The sequence below is a fragment of the Diplocloster hominis genome (assembly GCF_032380655.1).
Taxonomy (GTDB): Bacteria; Bacillota; Clostridia; order Lachnospirales; family Lachnospiraceae; genus Diplocloster; species Diplocloster hominis.
The window spans coordinates 96,890-116,619 of the sequence record NZ_JAWDIY010000002.1 but is presented as its reverse complement, the minus strand read 5'-3'; the positions used below and the strand labels follow the sequence as shown (position 1 = coordinate 116,619).

At 44.5% G+C, this 19,730-nt stretch carries 35 protein-coding genes; 13 read left to right on the top strand and 22 right to left on the bottom strand.

Annotated elements, in window-relative coordinates:
- Positions 1–29: 29 nt before the first annotated feature.
- The 5 genes from ABC831_RS02470 to ABC831_RS02450 all read right to left on the bottom strand — a co-directional run bounded on the left by ABC831_RS02470 (position 30) and on the right by ABC831_RS02450 (position 2,303).
- Positions 30–326, bottom strand: a complete 297-nt coding sequence (locus ABC831_RS02470; protein ID WP_195490791.1) for a hypothetical protein — start codon at positions 324–326, stop codon at positions 30–32.
- Positions 327–343: 17 nt separating this feature from the next.
- Positions 344–589 (bottom strand): hypothetical protein, encoded by a 246-nt coding sequence (locus ABC831_RS02465; RefSeq protein WP_343246692.1) that lies wholly within the window; start codon positions 587–589, stop codon positions 344–346.
- 40 nt (positions 590–629) lie between these two features.
- Positions 630–932, bottom strand: coding sequence for a hypothetical protein (locus ABC831_RS02460; RefSeq protein WP_343246691.1), 303 nt, complete (start codon positions 930–932; stop codon positions 630–632).
- Between the two features lie 398 nt (positions 933–1,330).
- A complete protein-coding gene (locus tag ABC831_RS02455; protein WP_343246690.1) occupies positions 1,331–1,969 on the bottom strand; it encodes a terminase small subunit in 639 nt (212 codons plus the stop codon).
- A 136-nt stretch (positions 1,970–2,105) separates the two neighbouring features.
- Complete coding sequence (locus ABC831_RS02450; protein WP_343246689.1) at positions 2,106–2,303, bottom strand: helix-turn-helix domain-containing protein; 198 nt, start codon at positions 2,301–2,303, stop codon at positions 2,106–2,108.
- Between the two features lie 982 nt (positions 2,304–3,285).
- On the opposite strand from ABC831_RS02450, the gene ABC831_RS02445 reads away from it, so the two are divergent.
- From ABC831_RS02445 to ABC831_RS02385, 13 genes are all read left to right on the top strand, one after another.
- Positions 3,286–3,687 (top strand): hypothetical protein, encoded by a 402-nt coding sequence (locus tag ABC831_RS02445; protein ID WP_343246688.1) that lies wholly within the window; start codon positions 3,286–3,288, stop codon positions 3,685–3,687.
- A gap of 65 nt (positions 3,688–3,752) precedes the next feature.
- Positions 3,753–4,025 (top strand): DUF7447 family protein, encoded by a 273-nt coding sequence (locus ABC831_RS02440; RefSeq protein ID WP_343246687.1) that lies wholly within the window; start codon positions 3,753–3,755, stop codon positions 4,023–4,025.
- A 4-nt stretch (positions 4,026–4,029) separates the two neighbouring features.
- Positions 4,030–4,428, top strand: a complete 399-nt coding sequence (locus tag ABC831_RS02435; RefSeq protein WP_343246686.1) for a hypothetical protein — start codon at positions 4,030–4,032, stop codon at positions 4,426–4,428.
- Position 4,429: 1 nt separating this feature from the next.
- Complete coding sequence (locus ABC831_RS02430) at positions 4,430–4,810, top strand: hypothetical protein (protein WP_343246685.1); 381 nt, start codon at positions 4,430–4,432, stop codon at positions 4,808–4,810.
- Between the two features lie 41 nt (positions 4,811–4,851).
- Positions 4,852–5,148, top strand: coding sequence for a hypothetical protein (locus ABC831_RS02425; RefSeq protein ID WP_343246684.1), 297 nt, complete (start codon positions 4,852–4,854; stop codon positions 5,146–5,148).
- Between the two features lie 15 nt (positions 5,149–5,163).
- Positions 5,164–5,739 carry a DUF6927 domain-containing protein gene (locus tag ABC831_RS02420; RefSeq protein WP_343246683.1) on the top strand — a complete coding sequence of 192 codons (576 nt, stop codon included), beginning with the start codon at positions 5,164–5,166 and terminating at the stop codon, positions 5,737–5,739.
- A 28-nt stretch (positions 5,740–5,767) separates the two neighbouring features.
- The gene (locus ABC831_RS02415; RefSeq protein ID WP_147601284.1) at positions 5,768–6,133 is read left to right on the top strand and encodes a hypothetical protein; all 366 of its coding nucleotides are present in this window, start codon (positions 5,768–5,770) and stop codon (positions 6,131–6,133) included.
- Positions 6,134–6,185: 52 nt separating this feature from the next.
- A complete protein-coding gene (locus ABC831_RS02410) occupies positions 6,186–6,425 on the top strand; it encodes a hypothetical protein (RefSeq protein WP_343246682.1) in 240 nt (79 codons plus the stop codon).
- Between the two features lie 214 nt (positions 6,426–6,639).
- Positions 6,640–7,887 carry a DNA translocase FtsK gene (locus tag ABC831_RS02405; RefSeq protein ID WP_177969337.1) on the top strand — a complete coding sequence of 416 codons (1,248 nt, stop codon included), beginning with the start codon at positions 6,640–6,642 and terminating at the stop codon, positions 7,885–7,887.
- Between the two features lie 17 nt (positions 7,888–7,904).
- Entirely contained in the window at positions 7,905–8,492 is a 588-nt protein-coding gene (locus ABC831_RS02400; RefSeq protein ID WP_343246681.1) for a tyrosine-type recombinase/integrase, read from the top strand.
- 290 nt (positions 8,493–8,782) lie between these two features.
- On the top strand, positions 8,783–9,457 hold the full coding sequence (locus ABC831_RS02395; protein ID WP_215679714.1) for a hypothetical protein: 675 nt from the start codon (positions 8,783–8,785) through the stop codon (positions 9,455–9,457).
- Between the two features lie 10 nt (positions 9,458–9,467).
- A complete protein-coding gene (locus ABC831_RS02390) occupies positions 9,468–10,682 on the top strand; it encodes an RtcB family protein (protein WP_343246679.1) in 1,215 nt (404 codons plus the stop codon).
- A gap of 63 nt (positions 10,683–10,745) precedes the next feature.
- Positions 10,746–11,420, top strand: coding sequence for an FxLYD domain-containing protein (locus ABC831_RS02385; RefSeq protein WP_343246678.1), 675 nt, complete (start codon positions 10,746–10,748; stop codon positions 11,418–11,420).
- 15 nt (positions 11,421–11,435) lie between these two features.
- Here the strand turns inward: ABC831_RS02385 and ABC831_RS02380 are convergent, their stop codons facing one another.
- The 17 genes from ABC831_RS02380 to ABC831_RS02300 form a co-directional block, all read right to left on the bottom strand.
- Entirely contained in the window at positions 11,436–12,059 is a 624-nt protein-coding gene (locus tag ABC831_RS02380) for a hypothetical protein (RefSeq protein WP_343246677.1), read from the bottom strand.
- Complete coding sequence (locus ABC831_RS02375) at positions 12,056–12,442, bottom strand: hypothetical protein (protein WP_343246676.1); 387 nt, start codon at positions 12,440–12,442, stop codon at positions 12,056–12,058. Before ABC831_RS02375 ends, ABC831_RS02380 begins: the two co-directional genes overlap by 4 nt.
- A 12-nt stretch (positions 12,443–12,454) precedes the next feature.
- Positions 12,455–12,736, bottom strand: a complete 282-nt coding sequence (locus ABC831_RS02370; protein ID WP_147601277.1) for a hypothetical protein — start codon at positions 12,734–12,736, stop codon at positions 12,455–12,457.
- Positions 12,729–12,935: a hypothetical protein gene (locus ABC831_RS02365; protein ID WP_147601276.1), complete on the bottom strand. Its 207-nt coding sequence runs from the start codon at positions 12,933–12,935 to the stop codon at positions 12,729–12,731. Before ABC831_RS02365 ends, ABC831_RS02370 begins: the two co-directional genes overlap by 8 nt.
- Positions 12,928–13,206: a hypothetical protein gene (locus ABC831_RS02360; protein ID WP_147601275.1), complete on the bottom strand. Its 279-nt coding sequence runs from the start codon at positions 13,204–13,206 to the stop codon at positions 12,928–12,930. Before ABC831_RS02360 ends, ABC831_RS02365 begins: the two co-directional genes overlap by 8 nt.
- 10 nt (positions 13,207–13,216) lie before the next feature.
- Positions 13,217–13,522, bottom strand: a complete 306-nt coding sequence (locus ABC831_RS02355; protein ID WP_147601274.1) for a hypothetical protein — start codon at positions 13,520–13,522, stop codon at positions 13,217–13,219.
- Positions 13,519–14,130 (bottom strand): hypothetical protein, encoded by a 612-nt coding sequence (locus ABC831_RS02350; protein ID WP_343246675.1) that lies wholly within the window; start codon positions 14,128–14,130, stop codon positions 13,519–13,521. Before ABC831_RS02350 ends, ABC831_RS02355 begins: the two co-directional genes overlap by 4 nt.
- Before the next feature lie 173 nt (positions 14,131–14,303).
- Positions 14,304–15,116 carry a DUF5131 family protein gene (locus ABC831_RS02345; RefSeq protein ID WP_343246674.1) on the bottom strand — a complete coding sequence of 271 codons (813 nt, stop codon included), beginning with the start codon at positions 15,114–15,116 and terminating at the stop codon, positions 14,304–14,306.
- Positions 15,109–15,264, bottom strand: a complete 156-nt coding sequence (locus ABC831_RS02340) for a hypothetical protein (protein ID WP_195490818.1) — start codon at positions 15,262–15,264, stop codon at positions 15,109–15,111. The genes ABC831_RS02345 and ABC831_RS02340 overlap by 8 nt, the downstream gene beginning before the upstream one ends.
- Positions 15,265–15,271: 7 nt before the next feature.
- Positions 15,272–15,835: a hypothetical protein gene (locus tag ABC831_RS02335; RefSeq protein ID WP_343246673.1), complete on the bottom strand. Its 564-nt coding sequence runs from the start codon at positions 15,833–15,835 to the stop codon at positions 15,272–15,274.
- Positions 15,836–15,982: 147 nt separating this feature from the next.
- The gene (locus tag ABC831_RS02330; protein WP_343246672.1) at positions 15,983–16,525 is read right to left on the bottom strand and encodes a hypothetical protein; all 543 of its coding nucleotides are present in this window, start codon (positions 16,523–16,525) and stop codon (positions 15,983–15,985) included.
- A complete protein-coding gene (locus tag ABC831_RS02325) occupies positions 16,513–17,118 on the bottom strand; it encodes an NAD(P)-dependent oxidoreductase (protein WP_343246671.1) in 606 nt (201 codons plus the stop codon). The genes ABC831_RS02330 and ABC831_RS02325 overlap by 13 nt, the downstream gene beginning before the upstream one ends.
- Positions 17,119–17,129: 11 nt before the next feature.
- Positions 17,130–17,702: a hypothetical protein gene (locus ABC831_RS02320; protein WP_177969325.1), complete on the bottom strand. Its 573-nt coding sequence runs from the start codon at positions 17,700–17,702 to the stop codon at positions 17,130–17,132.
- Positions 17,699–17,968, bottom strand: coding sequence for a hypothetical protein (locus ABC831_RS02315; protein ID WP_147601269.1), 270 nt, complete (start codon positions 17,966–17,968; stop codon positions 17,699–17,701). Before ABC831_RS02315 ends, ABC831_RS02320 begins: the two co-directional genes overlap by 4 nt.
- 10 nt (positions 17,969–17,978) lie before the next feature.
- Positions 17,979–18,509, bottom strand: coding sequence for a 4Fe-4S cluster-binding domain-containing protein (locus ABC831_RS02310; RefSeq protein WP_343246670.1), 531 nt, complete (start codon positions 18,507–18,509; stop codon positions 17,979–17,981).
- A 9-nt stretch (positions 18,510–18,518) separates the two neighbouring features.
- The gene (locus tag ABC831_RS02305) at positions 18,519–19,244 is read right to left on the bottom strand and encodes a Gabija anti-defense Gad2 family protein (protein WP_195490820.1); all 726 of its coding nucleotides are present in this window, start codon (positions 19,242–19,244) and stop codon (positions 18,519–18,521) included.
- 8 nt (positions 19,245–19,252) lie between these two features.
- A complete protein-coding gene (locus ABC831_RS02300) occupies positions 19,253–19,657 on the bottom strand; it encodes a type II toxin-antitoxin system PemK/MazF family toxin (RefSeq protein WP_343246669.1) in 405 nt (134 codons plus the stop codon).
- Between the last annotated feature and the right edge of the window lie 73 nt (positions 19,658–19,730).

Sequence of the window (19,730 nt, the reverse complement as noted above, 5' to 3'; positions counted from 1 at the left end):
ACGCACATCCTCCGATACGTCAAAATTCTCTAAATGCTCATATTCGATAGTTTCTTGTCTGATTTCAATTTGATTTTCGCTATGCGTTTCTGTTCCCTATCCATCTTTTTGATGCACTTATCTAACTGCCTTGCGTATGGACTGCTATTCGGGTCTGAGCACTCCATGATAAAAGCCTCTCTGTGTGGAGACTGATAAGGGCTTTTGTATCTGTATTTTTCGTATTCTCTTCTCTCTGCCACTATCAGAATCGCAATTTTCAATACAAACCACGCTGTATTGAGCAAAACTAACCCTACGATAACCGCAACAACCGTCTTTACCATCTCTCTACCTCCACATTTCACACTAAAAAATTCTCAATTCTTATCTCTCCGCATTTCTTACACCCGCATTTGCATACCTCGTACTTAAATCCGCCGTAATCAGGTAGCGTCCAGAGGACTTCCAACACTTCCCACTCATGCTTGCACGGAAGAAAATACGATACCAAAATCTTGTCGAATAACCTTTTATACCACGGTTCCTTGTGCCAAGACCTCTTTTTATTTTCCGGGGAATTTTTGGAATTGCTGTTTTCATTGCTCATCCGGTTTTACCTCCTATGAGGCGTAAGCCTCCGCCAATTTTTAATTTTTGCCTGTTATTGTTTCTACGAGCAGACGTGACGGCATCCTCATTATGAGGTCATTACACATTTGATTCAGACGATGGTTTTCATCCGCAAGCGTATTTACCATGAGGTACAATCCCTCTTCTCTGGTAAGTTCTCCGTGCTCTATCATCTGCCATACTCGGAATACCGTTGCATTGTTCCTGATATGCGTTTCAGAGATCCCTACGGTGTATGCCTCTGTCATGCAGTCCGGTTGAACTTCCGCAATGTGTCCTCTTTCCATTTGTCCCATGCGGTCTGTTTCTTCTCTCTGCATACTTCCGCCTCTCTCTGCTTATTCTGTGTTGCTGTTTCTTTGTTTTGTTCCATATTTCTCTCTTTCTATGCCGGTAGGCATCCGCCGATTTTGGATTTTGGGGTTTTGTAAACCTTTCACTTTCCATCTGTTATCTGGATGCCGTATCTGTACTTACATTGTAAATTGGGGGGTTTACGGTAATAGGGTTCTTTGCCATTTTACGATTGGGGTGGTTTTGGGCTTTTTAATTTTTCGGGAACTCAGAGGGGTGAGTTGCCCCTGATCCGCTCCGCCCTACACCCCCGCCCCAGGGTATAAGCTGCCGGACCTGTCCCCGGATCGCTACACCAGAACCGCCGGAAACGTGCCGGAGTTCGTAAAAGTAAAAGAAAACGAACCGCAAAACCGCATAAACTCTATATATTTATATCTCCGTCCGTGTCTGCCGGATCTTTTCCGCTCATTTCCACCGGCAAACGCTGTGCGATCTCTGCCGCCGTTGGCAGTTCTGCCGCCTGCTTGCCTACGTTTAAATCTATCTTTTGCGCCGCCTGCGTGTAGCCGTGGTTGTTGTTCATGTCCGTAGCAAATACGATCGGCGGGATCTTGCCAGCAAAGGCGAGTTGTTTCTTAAATGCTGCTATACTTGTTTTCAATCTTTTTATTGTGTCAGAATACGCACCCGGGCGGGCAGTTTCCCAATTATTAAGGGTTTCCCTAGAAATCCCGGCAAAACTACAAAAGCCCTCTACGTCAGGCACCAAGCGCACACCCTCCGCCGCTCTATCCTTAATATATAAAATGTACTTTTCCGCTACCTCTGTAAATTCTTCTACGGTTTCCAACTTCCTAGGTCGTCCCCCTTTGTTCTGTACCTCTCCGCCCTCCGGCGTTTCCTCTGTCTGTAAGAATCCCGTTAAAAAGGCATCACATAAAACCGCCGTTGTTTCTGCGTCCGTTGGTTCATAGTCGCGCCCCTCCTTAAAACGTTTATAGCTCTGTTTCCTTACTCCGTTTTCGTCTCTCTGTGCCGTTTCTTTCTTCTCTGTTGCCATCTCTGCGCCCTCCTTTCCTCTGTGCCCTCTGTGGCGGTCCTACACTGTCACACGGGCAAAATAAAAAGGACACCGGGAAAAGCTGCTTTTTCGCTTCTCTCTGTGCCCTACGTTCTACTTTTTCGGCTATCCTTATTTATTTTATATGTGGATCTGTTCCGCACTCCGGCGGCTCTGTTATTTCTATCTCTATACCGCAACCAATGGCGGCGGCGTATTTCTCCATATCGTCAAGCGTGAACTTGTCGGCGTTTAGTCTCTGGTTTACGTTCTGCCGGGACACGCCCAGACGATCCGCCACCTCTTGCACCGATACCCCGCGCCGTTTCATCATAACGCGCATTTTTTCGCCAAAACTCAACCACACCGGCTCCGCCCTCCTTTCTCTCTGTACCCCTCTAATATATAGGAATATGCGCCCCGTGTCAAGTCTGCTGTTTACATGGTAAAGACTGCGCCGGGGTTTTTCTGCACTTTGTAAAGTGTACAATTTACACAATAAACCGCCGTTGTTTTGTTTAGTCGGCTATACACTTTTCACAAACTCAAAAAAATGTAAAGTTTTCGCTTGACTTTGTAAAGCGTGCGGTTTACAATACAGGCATAAAGAACGAACCGCAACGGAACAAAACGAACCGCCGGACGTTCACCAAAACAAACAAGGCAGGCGGGGCGCACGGTGTACCCCAAAAGATCAACAGCTTTCAGACCGGACCAAGGGTAGCAACCCGGACCAAGGCAACAGAAAGCCGGCACTTATTAAGACGAGACCGAAACACACGCCCCACCGCCTCCGGCTTGTATCTCCTGTGAGGGCTGCCCCTGTGGTAATGAGTGCATATATCAGGCAAAAGGAAAATTGTAAACCTGTGCTAGGGTGTACCAATTCACACCGCACATATAAAAAAGATAATTAAGTTATTGGAAGTATGAAAGCACTTTGAAACTTTCAGAACCGCACGAGATCGGGAAAGCGGTATAAAACCGGCCCGGCATCGAGTGAAAGCAGTTAGCACTCTAACAATGATTAACGCCCCCGACGCTCCCAGGGGAAAGCGGGAACCGCTCCGGAACTATTGAGCCGGGGCGATGGCTGGAACGAGTTGCCTATATACACGCAGCATAAAAGGGAATAGGACAGGCGAACCCCTGCAAGCCGCCGTCTGCAAGTCTGACGTAAACGACTTTGAAACAAAATAAAAAAGGGCGATCCGCTACACCTACCAAGCGACACGGACCGCCGCCACCCCTCCGGGCTTGTCTCCTATTATAACAGGCTTTCCCGGATGGAACAACAGAAAAGAGAGGGAAAGACCATGACAGCAGAAAAAACAATTGATTCTTTGAGATTCACAGCAACAGAGGCAGACGAACAAAAGGACCTTTTTACACCGTCCCACGTTCTCTATAAATGCCGCATTGTTAACCCGGCAAATAATCGCCGCTACACTTTTGATTATCAATGCAACCCAAGTGCAACGCATGAGCCAACAAAAGAAGATTGTTTATATTGTCTCTTGTCTGATGCTTCTTGTGCTGATAGCTGCACAGATGAGGCGGACTTTTTAACAGAGTTTGGATATATTGACGGCGGAGCGGATCAGGTTCGCAAAGGCTTAAAGGCCTATAAGGCTTGCAAGCGTACCGCGGCAGCTATTGACCGTATTTTTACAGAGGACGAAAAAACCGCCCTTAATGAATATTACGAAAATTACTAATTGACAGAAACGAGGCGCGCGCCCTCCGGGGCGCTCCCTCTCAAAATATAGGAGGCTTATATATTATGATGACATTATCAGAGGCGAAAGCCATTTATAGAACCGGAAAAGGCCACTTTTTCGACCGTGAAACGTTCAAATATTGGGGATCTCGTATAGAATCCGCTTTGTATAAAAACCGCTGTTTTGTTACCAGTGAAAACAATTTTGACGGCAGCCGCAGAGCTTACACCGTGCGCCGTTTCTCTCCTGACTTTCTCCACGTTGAGACGGTCGGAGAGTTCCAGGAACACGCTACAAAATGGGGCGCAAGAGAAGCGGCGAAGGAGGTTGTATAGAGTTATGAAAGAATTTATGTATGTTTTCCAGATTTCAAAATTGATCACTTTTGAAGTAAATTTTTACACCCTCGGCACCAACTCCGCGCCGTACTTCTCAACCTCTGCGAATGAGTTCTGCAGAAGTAAACTAGACTACACCAGAGGCGGACAGGCTCAGCGGGATCTGTTGCCGAAGTTCTCCCCGGCTCGCCGTTTCTTTGAAAAGTGGGATCATTGCCATTTACACGACTTGACCCCGGCAGAATATGAGGAAATAGCCGCAGATATTGAGGAATTGAAAACACGATACAATTATATTGAGGACATCCGCGACACTTTCCGCGGTTCCCGCTCCTCTATTCCATTTTATGATATTGTGAAACTCTCCAAGATGGAGCCCAAAAAGAAAGGGGGCGCATAGTATGAAAATCGACATTGAAAGACTTATTGACGCAGTAGCCGCAGAAAATGAGGCCTACAACGAATATTGTTATAGCTCTAAAACCTTATACCGTGGTCCCTTTGAGGAAATCACAACCCGAAAAAATCATGTTAATTATGCGCGAGAGGTTCACGACAGGGAACAAAACGCCGTTGATACATTGGCGGAGGTTTTCCAAATGGACACAGAGACACGCAACCGGCTTTATATTGCAACTAGAGCCGTGAACCGATGGCGGAACGCTACACAGTGGGCGCGGCTTATCCCGGACACCATGCAAGACCAGATCCGCCGGTTTATCTTCGGAGAACCCGAAGCACCTAATAGCACTTGTAAATATTGCGGAGTATGGCAGGCATAGACGGACGGCGGCGGATATATTGAGAGATCGGAGGCTTTAGGATGGCTTATAAATATCTGAACCGCTCCGCAGTATTGGAACATCTGCAAGAGGGGCAAACCGTAAATATTGATGAGTATATAGAGAAAATGCAGTTTTTCAAGAAATACGGAAACAACCAGGGAATCTATATAACAGACAGCCGCTATATTGAGTATAGAGAAATCGGCTTGCACTATTTCAAGTATGATACATTGATAAAATTCTTTGAGGATTTCAAACAGAGGAACCACGCAAAACGTATATTGATAACATTCAGTAAAAACCACCGCTTACAATGTGAGCCGGTGCAGGATTAAGGAGGCCTTTATATTATGGGATGGGATTATACACACGCTACACACTACACCAGAACCGGAGCTATTGACCGGAAAGCAGAAATTGACGAGCTTTACACATGGCAGAACGACACCAGAAAAGCCGAGGTTGTGCGCTCCGCAATGGTAGGCGGTACATATTACGCCGCTGTTAAAGTAACCATATTGAGCACCGGAGAGGCTGAGACATTCGCCGCCGTTGTATTGACGCACACCAACAGCCGGGATTATTTCAACTTTGGAGTTAAGACGATGGGAGAAAGTTCTGGACCATGTGAAGATCATTGCCCGGCTTCTATTCTCTCTCTTCTCTCCCCTACTGATTCAGAATATGCCAATAACTGGCGCGAGAGATGCAGAAAGAACATTGAAGCAAAGAAAGATCCGCACGCATTGAAAAATTTACCTGTCGGCGCAGTGATCCGCTTTACTCTCCACACTGGGGAAAGCATCGAACTATTGAAACACGCCGCGGCGTATCAGTTCAAACGCCCTTTCTGGTTCTGCCAATCATCCGGCCGTTATATGCCAGCAACCAGGATCCCGGCAAATTATGAAGTAGTCACAGCATAACATATTGAGTTTAGGAGGATAAGAAACCATGAATAATACAGCATTGAGAATTGAGAACGGTATGAGCAGTTTTGAGTTACTGCAGGCCAAGGTGTCAAGCCTTGAAGCAACAGAAAAGCGCATGAGCATTGAAGAGGATCGCCGCATGGCTGCCATTGATGCAATGGATCGCACCTATAACAACCCATCCACACCGCGCCGCACACGCTTTGAGCTTTCTATTGAGCTTCCTATTCAGCGTGAGGCGTTGAAAAATTACCACAATGAGCGCAGCCGGGTATCTGCCGAGCTTCGAGGATTGAGAACGGCTATTGACCTGATTCTAACCGTTTCCAACTACGGCGGAGAGGTTACACCCGGAAACCGCCGATTGATTGAGAGTATTTTGATCTAATCCGTTACATTGTAACGATATGTAACACGTTGTAATATGGAGGTAACGCAAAATGTTAGAAATGTCATTCTATAAAGGTACCTTGGACAGAGCCAAGGCAAGGGAAGTTGTTGAGGCATCCGAAAAGCCTTTGATGTTCCGATATGGCTTCGCTTTTAGGGGCGCAGAGAAAAGACCTATAACCAAAGAAAAAGCATTGAGTATTATTGATGATTCCGGCAACTATCTGGATATAACAGAAACAGACAATGAGATCCTTTTGAATACTTTTTCAAGTAATGATATGTGGTAGGAGGTATGAACGTGGTAGTTATTTCATTGACAGATAGAGAACAGACATTATTGAGTGACAGTGTATTGACGATGATAGAGAACGCAGGGCAGGCGCAACGCCTTGTATGTGACACTGAATCGCAGAAAGCTATTGACATACACATCAAAGAATTACAGGCATTAAACAGAAAGTTGTGTACTACCGGCATCCGGTAAAGAAAGGATTGAGAACCATGAGAAAGAAAAGCGTATTTATTAACTGTATGGAGGCATTGACCGCAAATAGAAAACACAGCGAGGCCCGCACACTTCTCAATGCAGGACTGAAAGAGTCCGCAGAGAGACAGACCGCTGCCACCGCTCCGGCGTATGAACTTACAAAGCCGTATATCTTCCCTGCTGTTGATGGCAATATGACTTATCACACCTCATGGGGATCTCATGGAGTAAAGAACGAAGCCGAAACCATATTGAGTGTATTGAACTCTTTCCGCCTCCGCTCCACCCTTGCAAAAATCAATCAAGGACCACGCCTTACACAGTATGTTATTGAACCGGCTCCCGGAACTCAGGTGCAAGCCATTTTGAGACATGAAAAGGAATTTCAGGCAGCTTTACATTGCAACGCCTCTTTGAGATTTGATAATGGCTATGTGTATATTGAGGTTCCGACCGGTACAGAAACCGTGTTCCTGGGCGATATGCTCATTGATAATGAGTATCAGTCCTCCAGTGGTTTCACAATGGCGATCGGCATGGCGGTTGACGGTTCCAAGCATTACATTGATATTGCCAAGGCTTGCCATATCCTCATTTCTGGTATGACCGGATCTGGTAAATCAATCGTTCTGCATAACCTCATCTTGTCTCTATTGATGAAAAAGAATCCGGCACAGATGCACTTATATATCATTGACCCAAAAGCAACAGAGTTTGAGTATTACAAGAACCTTGCAGCGTGTACGGTTGTATCTGAGGTAAATGGTGCGGTTGAACTATTGAAGAACCTTTGTATTGAGATGGATCGTCGCTACTCCATTCTTGCCTCTACCGGCTGCCGTGACATTGACAGCTATAATACAAAGTTCGCAGATGCTCCTATGAGGCGTGACATAGTTTTCATTGATGAGTTATCCGACCTTATGAGCATGGGTGGAAAATCCGTTGAGGGACATATTGTAAGAATTGCACAGAAAGCCCGTGCCTGTGGCATCCACCTTGTAATCGCTACACAGTACCCGGTTGCAAAGGTTGTTACTGGATTGATTAAGGCAAATATGCCTACAAAGATCTGTCTCCGTGTTGGTACAGTCACAAACTCTATGGTCGCATTGGATATGGCCGGCGGCGAAAAACTCATGGGTCATGGCGATATGCTTTTTCTCCCTAACGGTTCTCTTTCCCCGGTAAGGTTGCAAGGTGGGTTTGTATCTGAGACGGCAATCAACAATGTCGTTGCCGGTTTGATGAAAAATCAGTAAGTAGGAGGATGGTTAGAATGGCAGGAAAGACAACAACGGCTTGTACGCATGAACAGTACGAGACTATCATAAAAACTTTATATGAGGGCATTGGAGACTGCATACAGCCTAATCCCCGGATTGCTACGATCCTCGTTATTGAGGCGAATGTAGGATTGCGTATTGGAGACACACTCTCCCTCCGGCGTTCCTCTTTCATCAAGACACCATCCGGCCACGCTTTCAATATCGTTGAGCATAAGACCGGAAAGGTTCGCCGTTTCAAGGTCCAGGAACAGGTCTACAACTTCCTCCTTGAATATGCGGACTCTGAGGGCATTGAGGGCGATGATCTGATATTCCCTATCGGTGTCCGGGCAGTGCAAAAGCATCTGAAAAAGGTTTGCGACTGGCTCGGTCCTGAATATGAGGATATATCCACCCATTCGTTCCGTAAATACTTCGGAACAGAGATTTACTACAAGAATGGAAAGGACATTGAACTGGTCCGCCGCCTGTATCAGCACAGTTCCGCCGCCGTTACGGCTCGTTACTTGGGTGTTACGGACGAAAAGATTGAACAGGCATTAGATTCCCACGTTGATATTATTTACCGCCCCAAATGAGGCGCATATATAGTAATGGTTCCTTATAAGATTTGTCTATTTGAGTGTCGTGTAACAGGTTTCTGGCAGTTTTTAATGTGAAAACCGCTGCCGGTATGAGGGTTGATAACGGCATACACCATCCCTTTGTTGGTTGACAGGTTTTCCGGCTTTAATGCGAAACCGGATAAGGATAGTGGGATCTCCTGACATTCGCGTATCTCCGGCGGAGCGCACGATGCCGCTTGATAAGAACGTGTCCAAATAGACAAATGCTATAAGGAGCCATTGAAGAAATGGAGGTCTTAGGCATGATTGATATTACAAACTGCAATAAAATCATAGTCGATACCATTGGGAAAACAGAGAAGATCATTGAATGGTATCAGCAAAATAAAGATTGGTTGGATGCCGAAGAGTTCCGCATCCCCATCCCCTCCGCATTGGTTGAGCTGCCGGAGGAAGATATTAAATTCTATTATGAGCAGGAGGGTGTATTCGTGAGGCTGCATCTGTATATGGGTGGCGTGTATGTCTGCAATTATCGGTATGATCCGAAAACTCAGGAAATCGAAAACATTGTCTTTCCTGCCGGATTAAGCAAAGAGAAACGAAAGGTTGCCCGGATGGTTCTTGCCGCTGACAGAACGCCATACAAGGAGGCATTGAAGTTCCATTCTCTCATGTGTTTTGCAACTCATTACCGCAACTGCATTGAGACTACGGAGCAGAAAGAGAAACGCATTTCTCATAAGCATCGAAAAATCCTGCGCCGTTCCGGCGGTGCTACACCACTGATAACCACATACCGCATTGATAGCAGACCTGTTCCTGCAGACGGTACAAAAAGGCACTACACAAAGCCTACCGAACAGGTAAGTGTGAGGGGATTTTACCGAACTACCAAAACCGGTAAACGTGTATGGGTTCGCCCTTTCACGAAATACAATGGAAATTCTGGAAATAACAAAACATACAAAGTATAGGAGGATCACTATGAGTAATTTGAAAGTTTATGCAAAAACCATCGAAGATGAGGCTTTGGAACAGATTAACACTCTTCTGTCTCAGGATTCCTTTAAGGACTGTAAGGTTCGTATCATGCCGGATGTTCACGCCGGAAAGGGATGCGTCATTGGCTTTACTGCGGATCTCGGAAACAAAGTAATTCCGAACATCGTTGGCGTGGATATTGGATGCGGTATGCTTTGCGTCAGTTTAGGGCATAGGGATTTTAATGCTGTTACATTGAATACTTTAGATCGTGTTATCCGCACCTATGTTCCAAGTGGGAAAAATGTGCATGATGGGCGGCAAATGCGTTTTGAAGAATTGAAAGAGCTTTATTGTTACCGGGAATTAAAAGATACCAAACGTCTCGAACGCTCTATTGGCACTCTCGGTGGCGGCAACCATTTCATTGAGGTTGATGTTGCAGAGGACGGTTATAAGTATCTGATTATCCATACTGGCAGCCGCAATCTTGGGAAACAGGTGGCAGACTACTATCAGAACCTTGCCTATGAGTTGATGTGCGGTAAAGATGATTTGTATGATCGTCAGGAAAAGCTCATTGCCGACTACAAAGCTGCTGGAAGAAAATCTGAGATTGAATCCGCAATCAAGGAGCTGCGCCGAAACTTCCGTGCTGTCACTCCGAAATTGCCGAAAGACCTCTGTTATTTAGAGGGTAAGTACCGCGAACAGTATCTCCATGATATGAGGATATGTCAGAAGTTTGCCTACATGAACCGTGTTATGATTGCTCAGATTATATGCAATCACATGGGATGGGGTGTTGATGCAGATATGCCGGACTTCTTTGAGTGCATCCACAATTATATCGACCACGACTCCAACATCGTCCGTAAAGGTGCTATCTCTGCCAAGTACGGAGAAAAGGTTCTTATCCCTATCAATATGCGTGATGGGTGTATTCTCGGAACTGGCAAGGGAAATGAGGATTGGAACTGTTCTGCGCCGCATGGAGCTGGACGGATTATGTCACGAATGAAAGCAAGGGAAACTCTAAACATGAGTGATTATTCAAACTCTATGGATGGCATCTACACTACTTCCGTATCAGAGGAAACCATAGATGAGGCACCGATGGCATATAAGCCTATTGATGAGATTGTGGAATGTATTGGAGAAACCGTTGATATTCTTGCGATTCTGAAACCTATATATAATTTCAAGGCGAGCGAATAATGTGGCATTGATAGACACATTGATGTATAATGGACTAAACATTTATATAGGGAGGATATGTCTATGAAGATGAGATATTTTGCCATACTGTTACTGTCGGCAGTTCTTTTGACTGGTTGTGGTGGCGGTACATCTACCAAAAATGGCACTACTGCGGTCACGACTACGACAGAAAGTAAAGACAAAACAGACCTTGCAGATTTGATGAGTACGCAGGATTATTCCTGTACTGTGGATGATTCTTTTATGTATTACGTTATGTATGTAACAAACAATTCAGATAAGGTTGTGAGTATTGATCTGAATGTGACCGCATTGGATTCTTCCGGCAGTATGGTTGGTTCTTCCAGTGATGGAACAAAAGCGGTTGCTCCAGGGCAAACAGCCGGTATATGGACCACATTTGATGAATGGGATAAGATTGATAGTTTTGATTACGCACTGTCCGTATCTGAGGAAAAAGAATACTCTCCTGTCTATTCTGACTTATCCGTTGACTACAATACTACCGACAGCGGCATTGTTGCATCCGTGACAAACAACGGAACTTCCGCCGCAGATTATGTGTGGATGGATGTGGTGTATCTTAAAGATGGGAAAATGGTTAATTTTAGCGAATTATCTTTTATGGATGATAACCAAGAATTGCAGCCAGGTACAACTCTTTCTCAGGAGGGCACTTGCTACTCTGATTCCGGTTTTGATGATGTAGTGATTGCCATAAATGGCAGGAAATGATTTAAGGCAGAGGTTTTATTCCTCTGCCTTTTCTATGAGTTCCCATGCCTTTTCATCGCCAAATTCTTTCCTTACGGCTTTCCACAATCTGAGGTACTTCTTGGATTCTCTGTCCCTTTCAGTCCTTACCTTATCAATCTGACTTCTGATACGGCTTATATACTGCTCATCCTCCGTCTGTATCAGCTTATCAGAATCCCGATACAACGAACGGATCATACTCTCTTTGAGCATATCTACCCACGGAGTAGATACCTCTGTACTGCGTCCATTGACTGAACGGCACATTTTATACTCTCTGCCGGATAAATCCTGTTTCTTTGCTTTCTTAGCGCAGTAATCTCCGATATAGACACCAATCCAGTCCGGTATCTCTTCCTTGACCTGATTGTATAATTCCCTTGTGAGAACATAATAGTTGTAATGGCCTACAAAGGATTTTGCAGCAGCACTATGGAAGTCCGCTTTCGACACCTTAATTTCATAGCACCGGAAAATGCCCTTTGTGTCATAGGTCATGTAATCAACTCTTTCTCTTCCGCAAAATCCGATTGTTACCTCATAGCAGCCAAATACACCTGTCTTTCTTGTGGCCAGTCTGATTGCTTTTTCCAGTGCTACGGTTTCCGCTGTTTTCATTTCAGATCCTCGATTGAGAATACAAGACCTACACAGTAAATCTCTCCATCTTCCCAGATGTCAAATTGTTCGCAAGGAATGTCTGTTTTGTAAGTCCATGTTGCCGGAAGTCCGTCCCTGTTCATGCCATCACACCAGACAGCATCTATCCAGTTTGCACGTTCTTCTCCCTCCTGATCCACACCGTTTCTGTCAAAGTATACTCTTCCTCCATCGAAGCAACCGCCCTCATCATAGATTGCCCCATCAAACTCCATGAGATCATCAGATGCACCGTAAACAATAACCAGACCGCTTTCCTTTGCTTCCTGCTTCACATCGTCAAAACTATCTCCGTATGCTCTTCCATTGAGCTTGTCTGCTAATTCTTTTGCTGTAATCATCGCATATCCTCCTTAATCTGTATATACCACTATTCTCTGTCCCTCCATTCTGTAACCAAAACAGAGGTTTCCACCGTCTGCTATGATTGCACAGTCATGGTCAGACAGATTATTCACGTTTCCGATAATCTCATAATATTTACAGGCATATCCGCTTTCTCCGCTCATAATAACGGTTTTCTTAGAAAGAATCTTATTCCGCTGTTTCTCTGACATACAATCCCATTCATACGGATATACCACAACTGCCTTGTCCTTGATCTTTTCGTACTCCTTGAACCATGTTTTAATCATCGGCTGACTCCTTTCTTGCATATTTGCACCCTGAGAAGTTGGTTCCGACATCAAGAAACATATCCAGAATGATTTTCTCGCTCTCTCCGCAGAAATTTATATGTCCTGTCTTTGTGTGTTTAACTATCAGCTTTTCGCAGTTAAGGCAGCACGCCTTTTCGTTCCGTTCCTCGAACCTCTGCAAAGCCGTCTTATTCATTCTGGTTTCCTGCCTTTCTGAAATGATCCGCAATTTTGCAGATTGTAGCATCTCCGACTCCTTTGATTGAGGAAATCTCTTTGAGAAATTTGTTAATATCCGCTCCGCCGGAGGACTTTTTACCCTGATTAAAACCCTCACTTCTGGCTTTCTCCACTCTGTCCTCAACATAATGTACCAACTGCTCATCTGTCATTTTCCGCATCTTTACGGCTTTTTCGTGAATCTTATCCTCGTCCGCAGTTCTGCGGCAACTTCTTTTCTTTGCCATTGTGATCCTCCTATCTCATGTATGTTTCAACAATGCACGCATCGTCCTCCGGTGTCCTTGGGAACTTAAAAATAAATCCGGCTGACATTACATCATCTTCGCATCTTTTAAGGTTTTCATATTCGCAGTAAACATTCGTTGGCCGATTCTTCTCTCCGTCCCATACTCTTGCCACCACTTTTCCCGGAAAGTCTTTCGGGCTGTCATATATCACTACTAGCGGCACTTTTATATCTGAATAGTCCACCAGATTAAGTGTCGGTACTCTCTTATACAACGGCGTGTTCTGTTTTGCTAATTTCTTCTGTTTGTTCACTCCCATACCTCCTGTAATTCCACATGGAATGATTTCAATAGTTCATCGTCCATATTTGACATAAATGTTCTGTACGATATGTCTGGCTTATTTTCCATAAACCACTCTACCGCCTTTTGATTTCTGGCTGTTCTGGTAGATAGATTTCTCCAATTATCCTGATACCGAACCCGTTTCAATTCTCCGTACCATACAAGAAATCGTTCTCTCGTGCCATTCCTATCAATCCTCATAGGCACATACGGATCAACAATCTCGTAATCTATCCGCCGGACTGCTGCCGGAACTGCCATAACCCACATTTCTCCTGTGGCAACGGCATCCGGCACTTTATCCGCTATCTGCTCCGGCATGAGGATAGCATCACTCTCTATGTAATACGCATGGATAACAACCGGCACACCGATTCTTGCCATGTTGTACGCCACTGTTCCGCCTTGCGGCATCGCCTGGATTGCACTCAATATGTTAGGTGCTACGCATATCCTCGGAGTGGTGTTATCCTCATCCGGGCAAATCTGTTTTGGAACTCTCGGAACAAATCTCTCTACTTCATCAAATGAAACGTGAACCAATTTACTGTTGCTTCTTTTTCCTCTTTGCTTCATCCTTTTTCCGTTGGCGTTCCTCCCAGTAGGGATGTTCCAACCTTTCCAGTCCAGTGCATCCTATCTGCAGGCACTTATGGACTTTCATTTGCTTCGTTGATAGATACCCTTTATGTGTTTTGCAGTACGCTACCGGCGATTTAAGCATATTCTTATCAATGCTCTGGAATAAATCAGGCATGAATAAGGGCTTTCGGAAACTCTTGAATGAGTTCTTCGCCCCAAATGTCCGTGAGGCTCGGTTTCATAAATACCGGTATGTTGTACTTTCTGCACTGCTCCACAATATTTTCAATCCATTCTCGTCTTGGTATGACTTTATCTTTTCTGCTGCCAGTCTCAGCTCCTACGATTATCCACTCCGGGATGTATGATTTCTCACTCAGCTCTCCGAAGTCTGCCAGTATAGGCTCTACTGACAAAAACGTATGGAACTCATAGTGTCCGTCCTGCCCCATATACTCCGTATCTGGATCTGTGACTGTCGTTCCGTACCACATATTATCTCTGAGTGGTAATTCTCCGTAATGATGCAGCTCCATATATCTTTTGGGGTTCTTCGTGAGGAAGAGGTAATTATGCTGTGGAGCTTTCTCACAAGCATTAAACACTTCCCCAATCCATCTATCAGGAACCCACTCTCCAAACACATCCGACATTGAACCGACAAAGATATTTCTCTGCCTCTTTTTGTCTCTGTATTCTCCCATGCGGTATCTGTGGATTGTCGGCACAAATCCATGCGGATAGGCACATCTGAATTGTTTTCCGGTCTCATCATCAACATAATACGGTTGCTCATTGATCTCATAAGTTTCAGAACCATCGTCTCCGAGTTTGTATGTCTCAGGTTCTACCAGATGGCATCCTTTCCGTGATACAAAGCGGTTTGCAATACCTCTAGCATAACAATAAGGGCATTTATGACGGCAGCCGGTAATCGGATTCCATGTGCTGTCAGCCCACTCTATTTTCGTTTTATCCAAGTCTCTTCCTCCTACCTGTGTATTTCCCTACATGGTTGATATAACCGCAATAACAGCATTTTACCTCGTCTCTAAGGCGGCTCTTATAAATCTGATTTCCACAACATCCGCAGTCAAATTCCTGTGGATTGATTTTCTTTTTCTTCATAAACGCATCACTCCTTTGGAAATAATTTGTCATAAAACCATTCAATTTCACGGCGAATCTTGAAATATCTAAATTTATCCTCTTCGCTCGTGCTTCTTACACCGATACACCCGTGAAAAGCATTTACCTCTTCTACTACCACCGGAAGCTCTGCATATTCCGTCTTTAACATCCACTCACTTCCAAGAGGGTATTTATCGAATTTTGAATAGTCGATCTTTTCGTCCGTATGAAACGGAAGATCGTATTTTCTTTTATCCACAGCCAAATCGTCAATATAGCAAGTGGCATACACTTTTCTTGGATTGTTACCATATTTTTCAACGTTTTCCGGCAGATTATCATTGACCGCATCGAACTCTAAGCCAAATTTACCGCACCAGTCCACCGCTTCTTTCAGATGTTCTTCCACTCTGCAAGTCCAAAGGATCACTTTTGCTCCCTCTGTTCTGCGTTGAATAAGATGCTGTATCAGTTTTTTGTTCGGCGCGCCAATTCCGGGCCACTTACTTTCGCAGAGTGTTCCGTCAAAATCAACCGCATAAATCGGTACAAAACTACTCATCTCCATTCCTTTCCATCCCTAAATCGAATAGGGATAATTGTGCTTTTTCTCTTTCCAGTCTCGCATTTGAAACCTCGTACATCTCGGTGTCTATCTCAAACCCTACAAACTTCACGCCGTTTCTGTGATATGCAATGAGGCTTGACGCAGATCCTACATGGGTGTCAAGTACCACCCCCCCCCCGATAGCTTAAAAGCACCTACTAGATATTCGTACAATGCTATCGGTTTCTGGGTTGGATGGATGTGCTTCTCTGAATTTGTTCCGCCAGTGTTTGAGTATCTGAACAGTTTTGCCGGGAGATTGTAAGAAGTCCACGCAATCTCCGCTTGCGAAAAGGCATCCCACGGCTGCACCTTATCCCATACAACAAAGCACTTTGTTGGTGGCAGATTGAAATAATTTCCGCCCCATATAATCTGATTTTTCGATACGCGAAACAATTCTTTGAAGTATTCCTCCGTTGGCGGTTTGCTATCCCATTCCTTTACCTGTCCACTCCGTTTCAATCTGCTTGCGGTGCTTTCGGCTGGATAACCGTTCTTCGTCCGGCTCTTATTGGTTCCCATCGCCATGTTCGGCGCATTGATTCCGTATGGTGGGTCTACGATTGCCACATCAAAGTATTTATCAGGGAAAAGTTTCATGCCGGCCATACAGTCCATGTTGTAGTAACCAAAATCTAATTTATCCACTTAATAATGCTCACTCCCTTATAACCTTTTTGAAACTCATACCACGCATACGCAACTGCACTTCCGCCTCCGGCTTTCATTTCCTCAAACATTCCATTTTTGGCGCACAGAATACGGCTGCGTGACACATATACATATCTCGGAGGGTATTTCTTAAACAGCTCGCCTCTTGCCTTTCCCTCCAAGAACTGTAATTTAAGGAACATGAACACCTTTCTCCCGTCCGGTATGATCGTCATTGCGTGTTCAATGAACTCTTTTGCGTACTTGTACGGAGGATTGGTAAGAATATCGCCATCCCACATTTCTGTTGTCTGCAAGAAGTCTATTCCGCCCTCTCCATACCCTCTGTCGATAAGGTCCGTACTGCGTACCTCGTACCCAAGTTCTATGAGACGTTCTGATAAGTGTCCTTGTCCTGCAGAGCACTCCCAAATCTTATGATTTAGCTCTGCCCCCCCCTGTAACAATGCGTCTACTGCGATAGGGTCTGTCGCATAGTAGTCGTTAATCTCTCTTTCTTTCTCTGTGTGGTTGGATGCACCAAGAGTTGTAAAAATGCTCTTGCCATTTCCGGTCCAATCTTTTCCCATTTCTGATCTCCTTATAAATATCCAAATCTGTAACCATATATGGATTCTAGTTCTCCGCGGCATACCTTGCCGACCGAGTTCGGCGGTAGATTGTACAGTCGTTCCGCCTCACGACATGAGAAAAAGATTTCTTCCTCATCGCCTATGCAGATAACCATGCGATGTTTTCCCGGCTTGTCCCTGCGGTTTCCGCACTGTACTCTTTTATCAGCCCATCTCAGGTTGTATATGCTGTTGTCGAACCTCTCTCTGTTGTTTATATGGTCTACTGTGTCATACCGCCGTCTGTTACCCATGTAGAACGTCTGCATAACTATCTGGTGTCTCTTAAATCGCACTTGGTTTCCGTCTGTATCTGTGAACATACTGGAAATATCGTATTTATCTCCGTATGCCATATTGCATAGGATCCCATTCCGTATGAGTCTGCCAAATGATGATATGTAGCACTCCATGTTGAAGTCATGCACACTCTTTACTTCCAAATTCTCATCAAACTTAACAAGCCGTGTGACTTTTCTCCATGTTTCTTCCTTGTCCGGGTACTTCCGGCGGATATACTCAAAAGTTTCTGTTTCTCTCATACTCTCTCAAATGTGTAGATTGAATTTCTGGTTGTTACCTCAATGTATTTTCCTCTATCCTCGGTCTTGAATCCGATAACTGTACTCGTAACAATCATGCCGACATACGGTGTTCCATCCGGCTGAGCCAACCATTCAATCATCATGGCATCTCCGTTTCTTGGAGTGGGTTTCTTGCACATTCTCCCTACTCTGAGAGGGTATCTGCCCTCAATTCTCGGATTGCCTTTTCTGTCTGTAATTGATACAACTCTATAAGTTTCCATGGCAGCCTCCTTAATAAAGATTCCACAAAAACAGTTCTTCGTTTTCTGCCGGATAGCACTTTTCTTTCCATTCCAGTTTTCTCACTACATCCCATGTTTTCATGCAGATATTAGATAAGTCGTACCTGTCGTACACCCTCTTGTCGATAAACAGGCGCATATCCAAGTCCTCATCGTAGAGATTGGAACTCATGTATTTCAGATTACGAATATCCTCATCTGTGGCTTCTGCATGGACTGTTACTGTGATACCATCCAAGTGTTTTAAAATTACTGGATGATCGTCCATTGTCAGACAAGCCGTATAAAGATAGATTTTCTGTCTCTTATTCTGCTTTCTGAGCATTTTAATGACTGTGTAGAGTTGTGCCGGATTTATCATAGGCTCTCCGCCGGTAATCACAACTTCCTCATAGTCCTTTAATGCCGTGATACCGCCAATCACTTTCGCCAATGATGTGTAGTCCAATTTGCTGTTGCAGCACCCCGGGCACTTCCGGTCGCACTTTGATGTGATAATTACTCTCGCTGTCTTTTTCATCTTTCCTCCTTAATCCATGCCGTCATAAAGGCTTTCAGATAATTCAACCTGTTCGTCTGTCAAATCCCTAAGTGCATTGATTATCTTCATCTTTGTTTCTTTGCATGGGAAATATCCGTACTTTGCATATCTCAGCATCCGTTCAAAAGTGCTCATTGGAAATGGAATATCTTTATCAATTACAATCCGTTTAAGATGTAGATGTTCAAAAAACGCATCATCCATCAGGATTTTGTACTCAATGTGTGTTTCCGGTATTCCAATTTCCTCTAAGAAATGCTCATCTTCCAGAGTTTCAAACGGAAGTTCTTGTCTTTTCGCTACCGCACCAGTTTCATCCTCTACTTCCTCTTTGTAATATGCGAACTTCGTGATTGTGAAATCGAACTTATTCAGAATTTCTTCCGGTTTTCCAAATATTTTGCAACAAAGTTCAATCACAACACCTGTTTCAATGTGTTTGTATGCCTTTACATTGTCGTTTTCGTAGTGGAAATGATATTTCTCATCTCTTACATCGTCTCCGTCATATCCTGGTGTCTGACTGTCAAAATACTGTACCGCATCATCAAAATCGCTTTCATTCTCAAAGAAAATATCAAGGTCCTTTACCTTTTCTTTATTGAATATGTTTTTGAAACATCCTCCACATATAAATCCTTTGTGACCGGTCATGTATTCATCAAGCCAATTTAACATCCAGAAGTTTTCTCTATCTCTCTTTATTAGAGCCATGCTTCCTCCTATCTCCGTGCCATTGCATCCTCGTATAACCGCTTATACACGTCCCTCTCAGCAGTTATCTTTGCAATTTCCAACTGTGTCTCAATGTCCAGCATCTCCACCTTTTCTGCGATAGGTTCGGGTTCTTTCTCGTCTGGCTTCACTGCTTCATTTGCAGCTTCCGCCCACTTCTTTACCAGATCATTCGATTTGATGTTAATTCCAATGCCGATACTTACTGCCAACGCTGCATCAATCTTTTTCATTTCCGCCATAGAACACTGCCCTATGTAATCTCCAACCTTATCCTTGTTTACCGTATCAATCTGCTCACAAAGCACGGTGGACGGATATTTTGAACTGTTGATTTTAACGTGTGTCGGCAACGGTTTCTTTTCCTGGGTGGTAAGGTAAACCACTTCCAATATGGGAGCCGCATTGTTTCCAATGTCATTGCTTATAATTACCGCCGGTCTACCCCCCCCTGTACATTTCCGC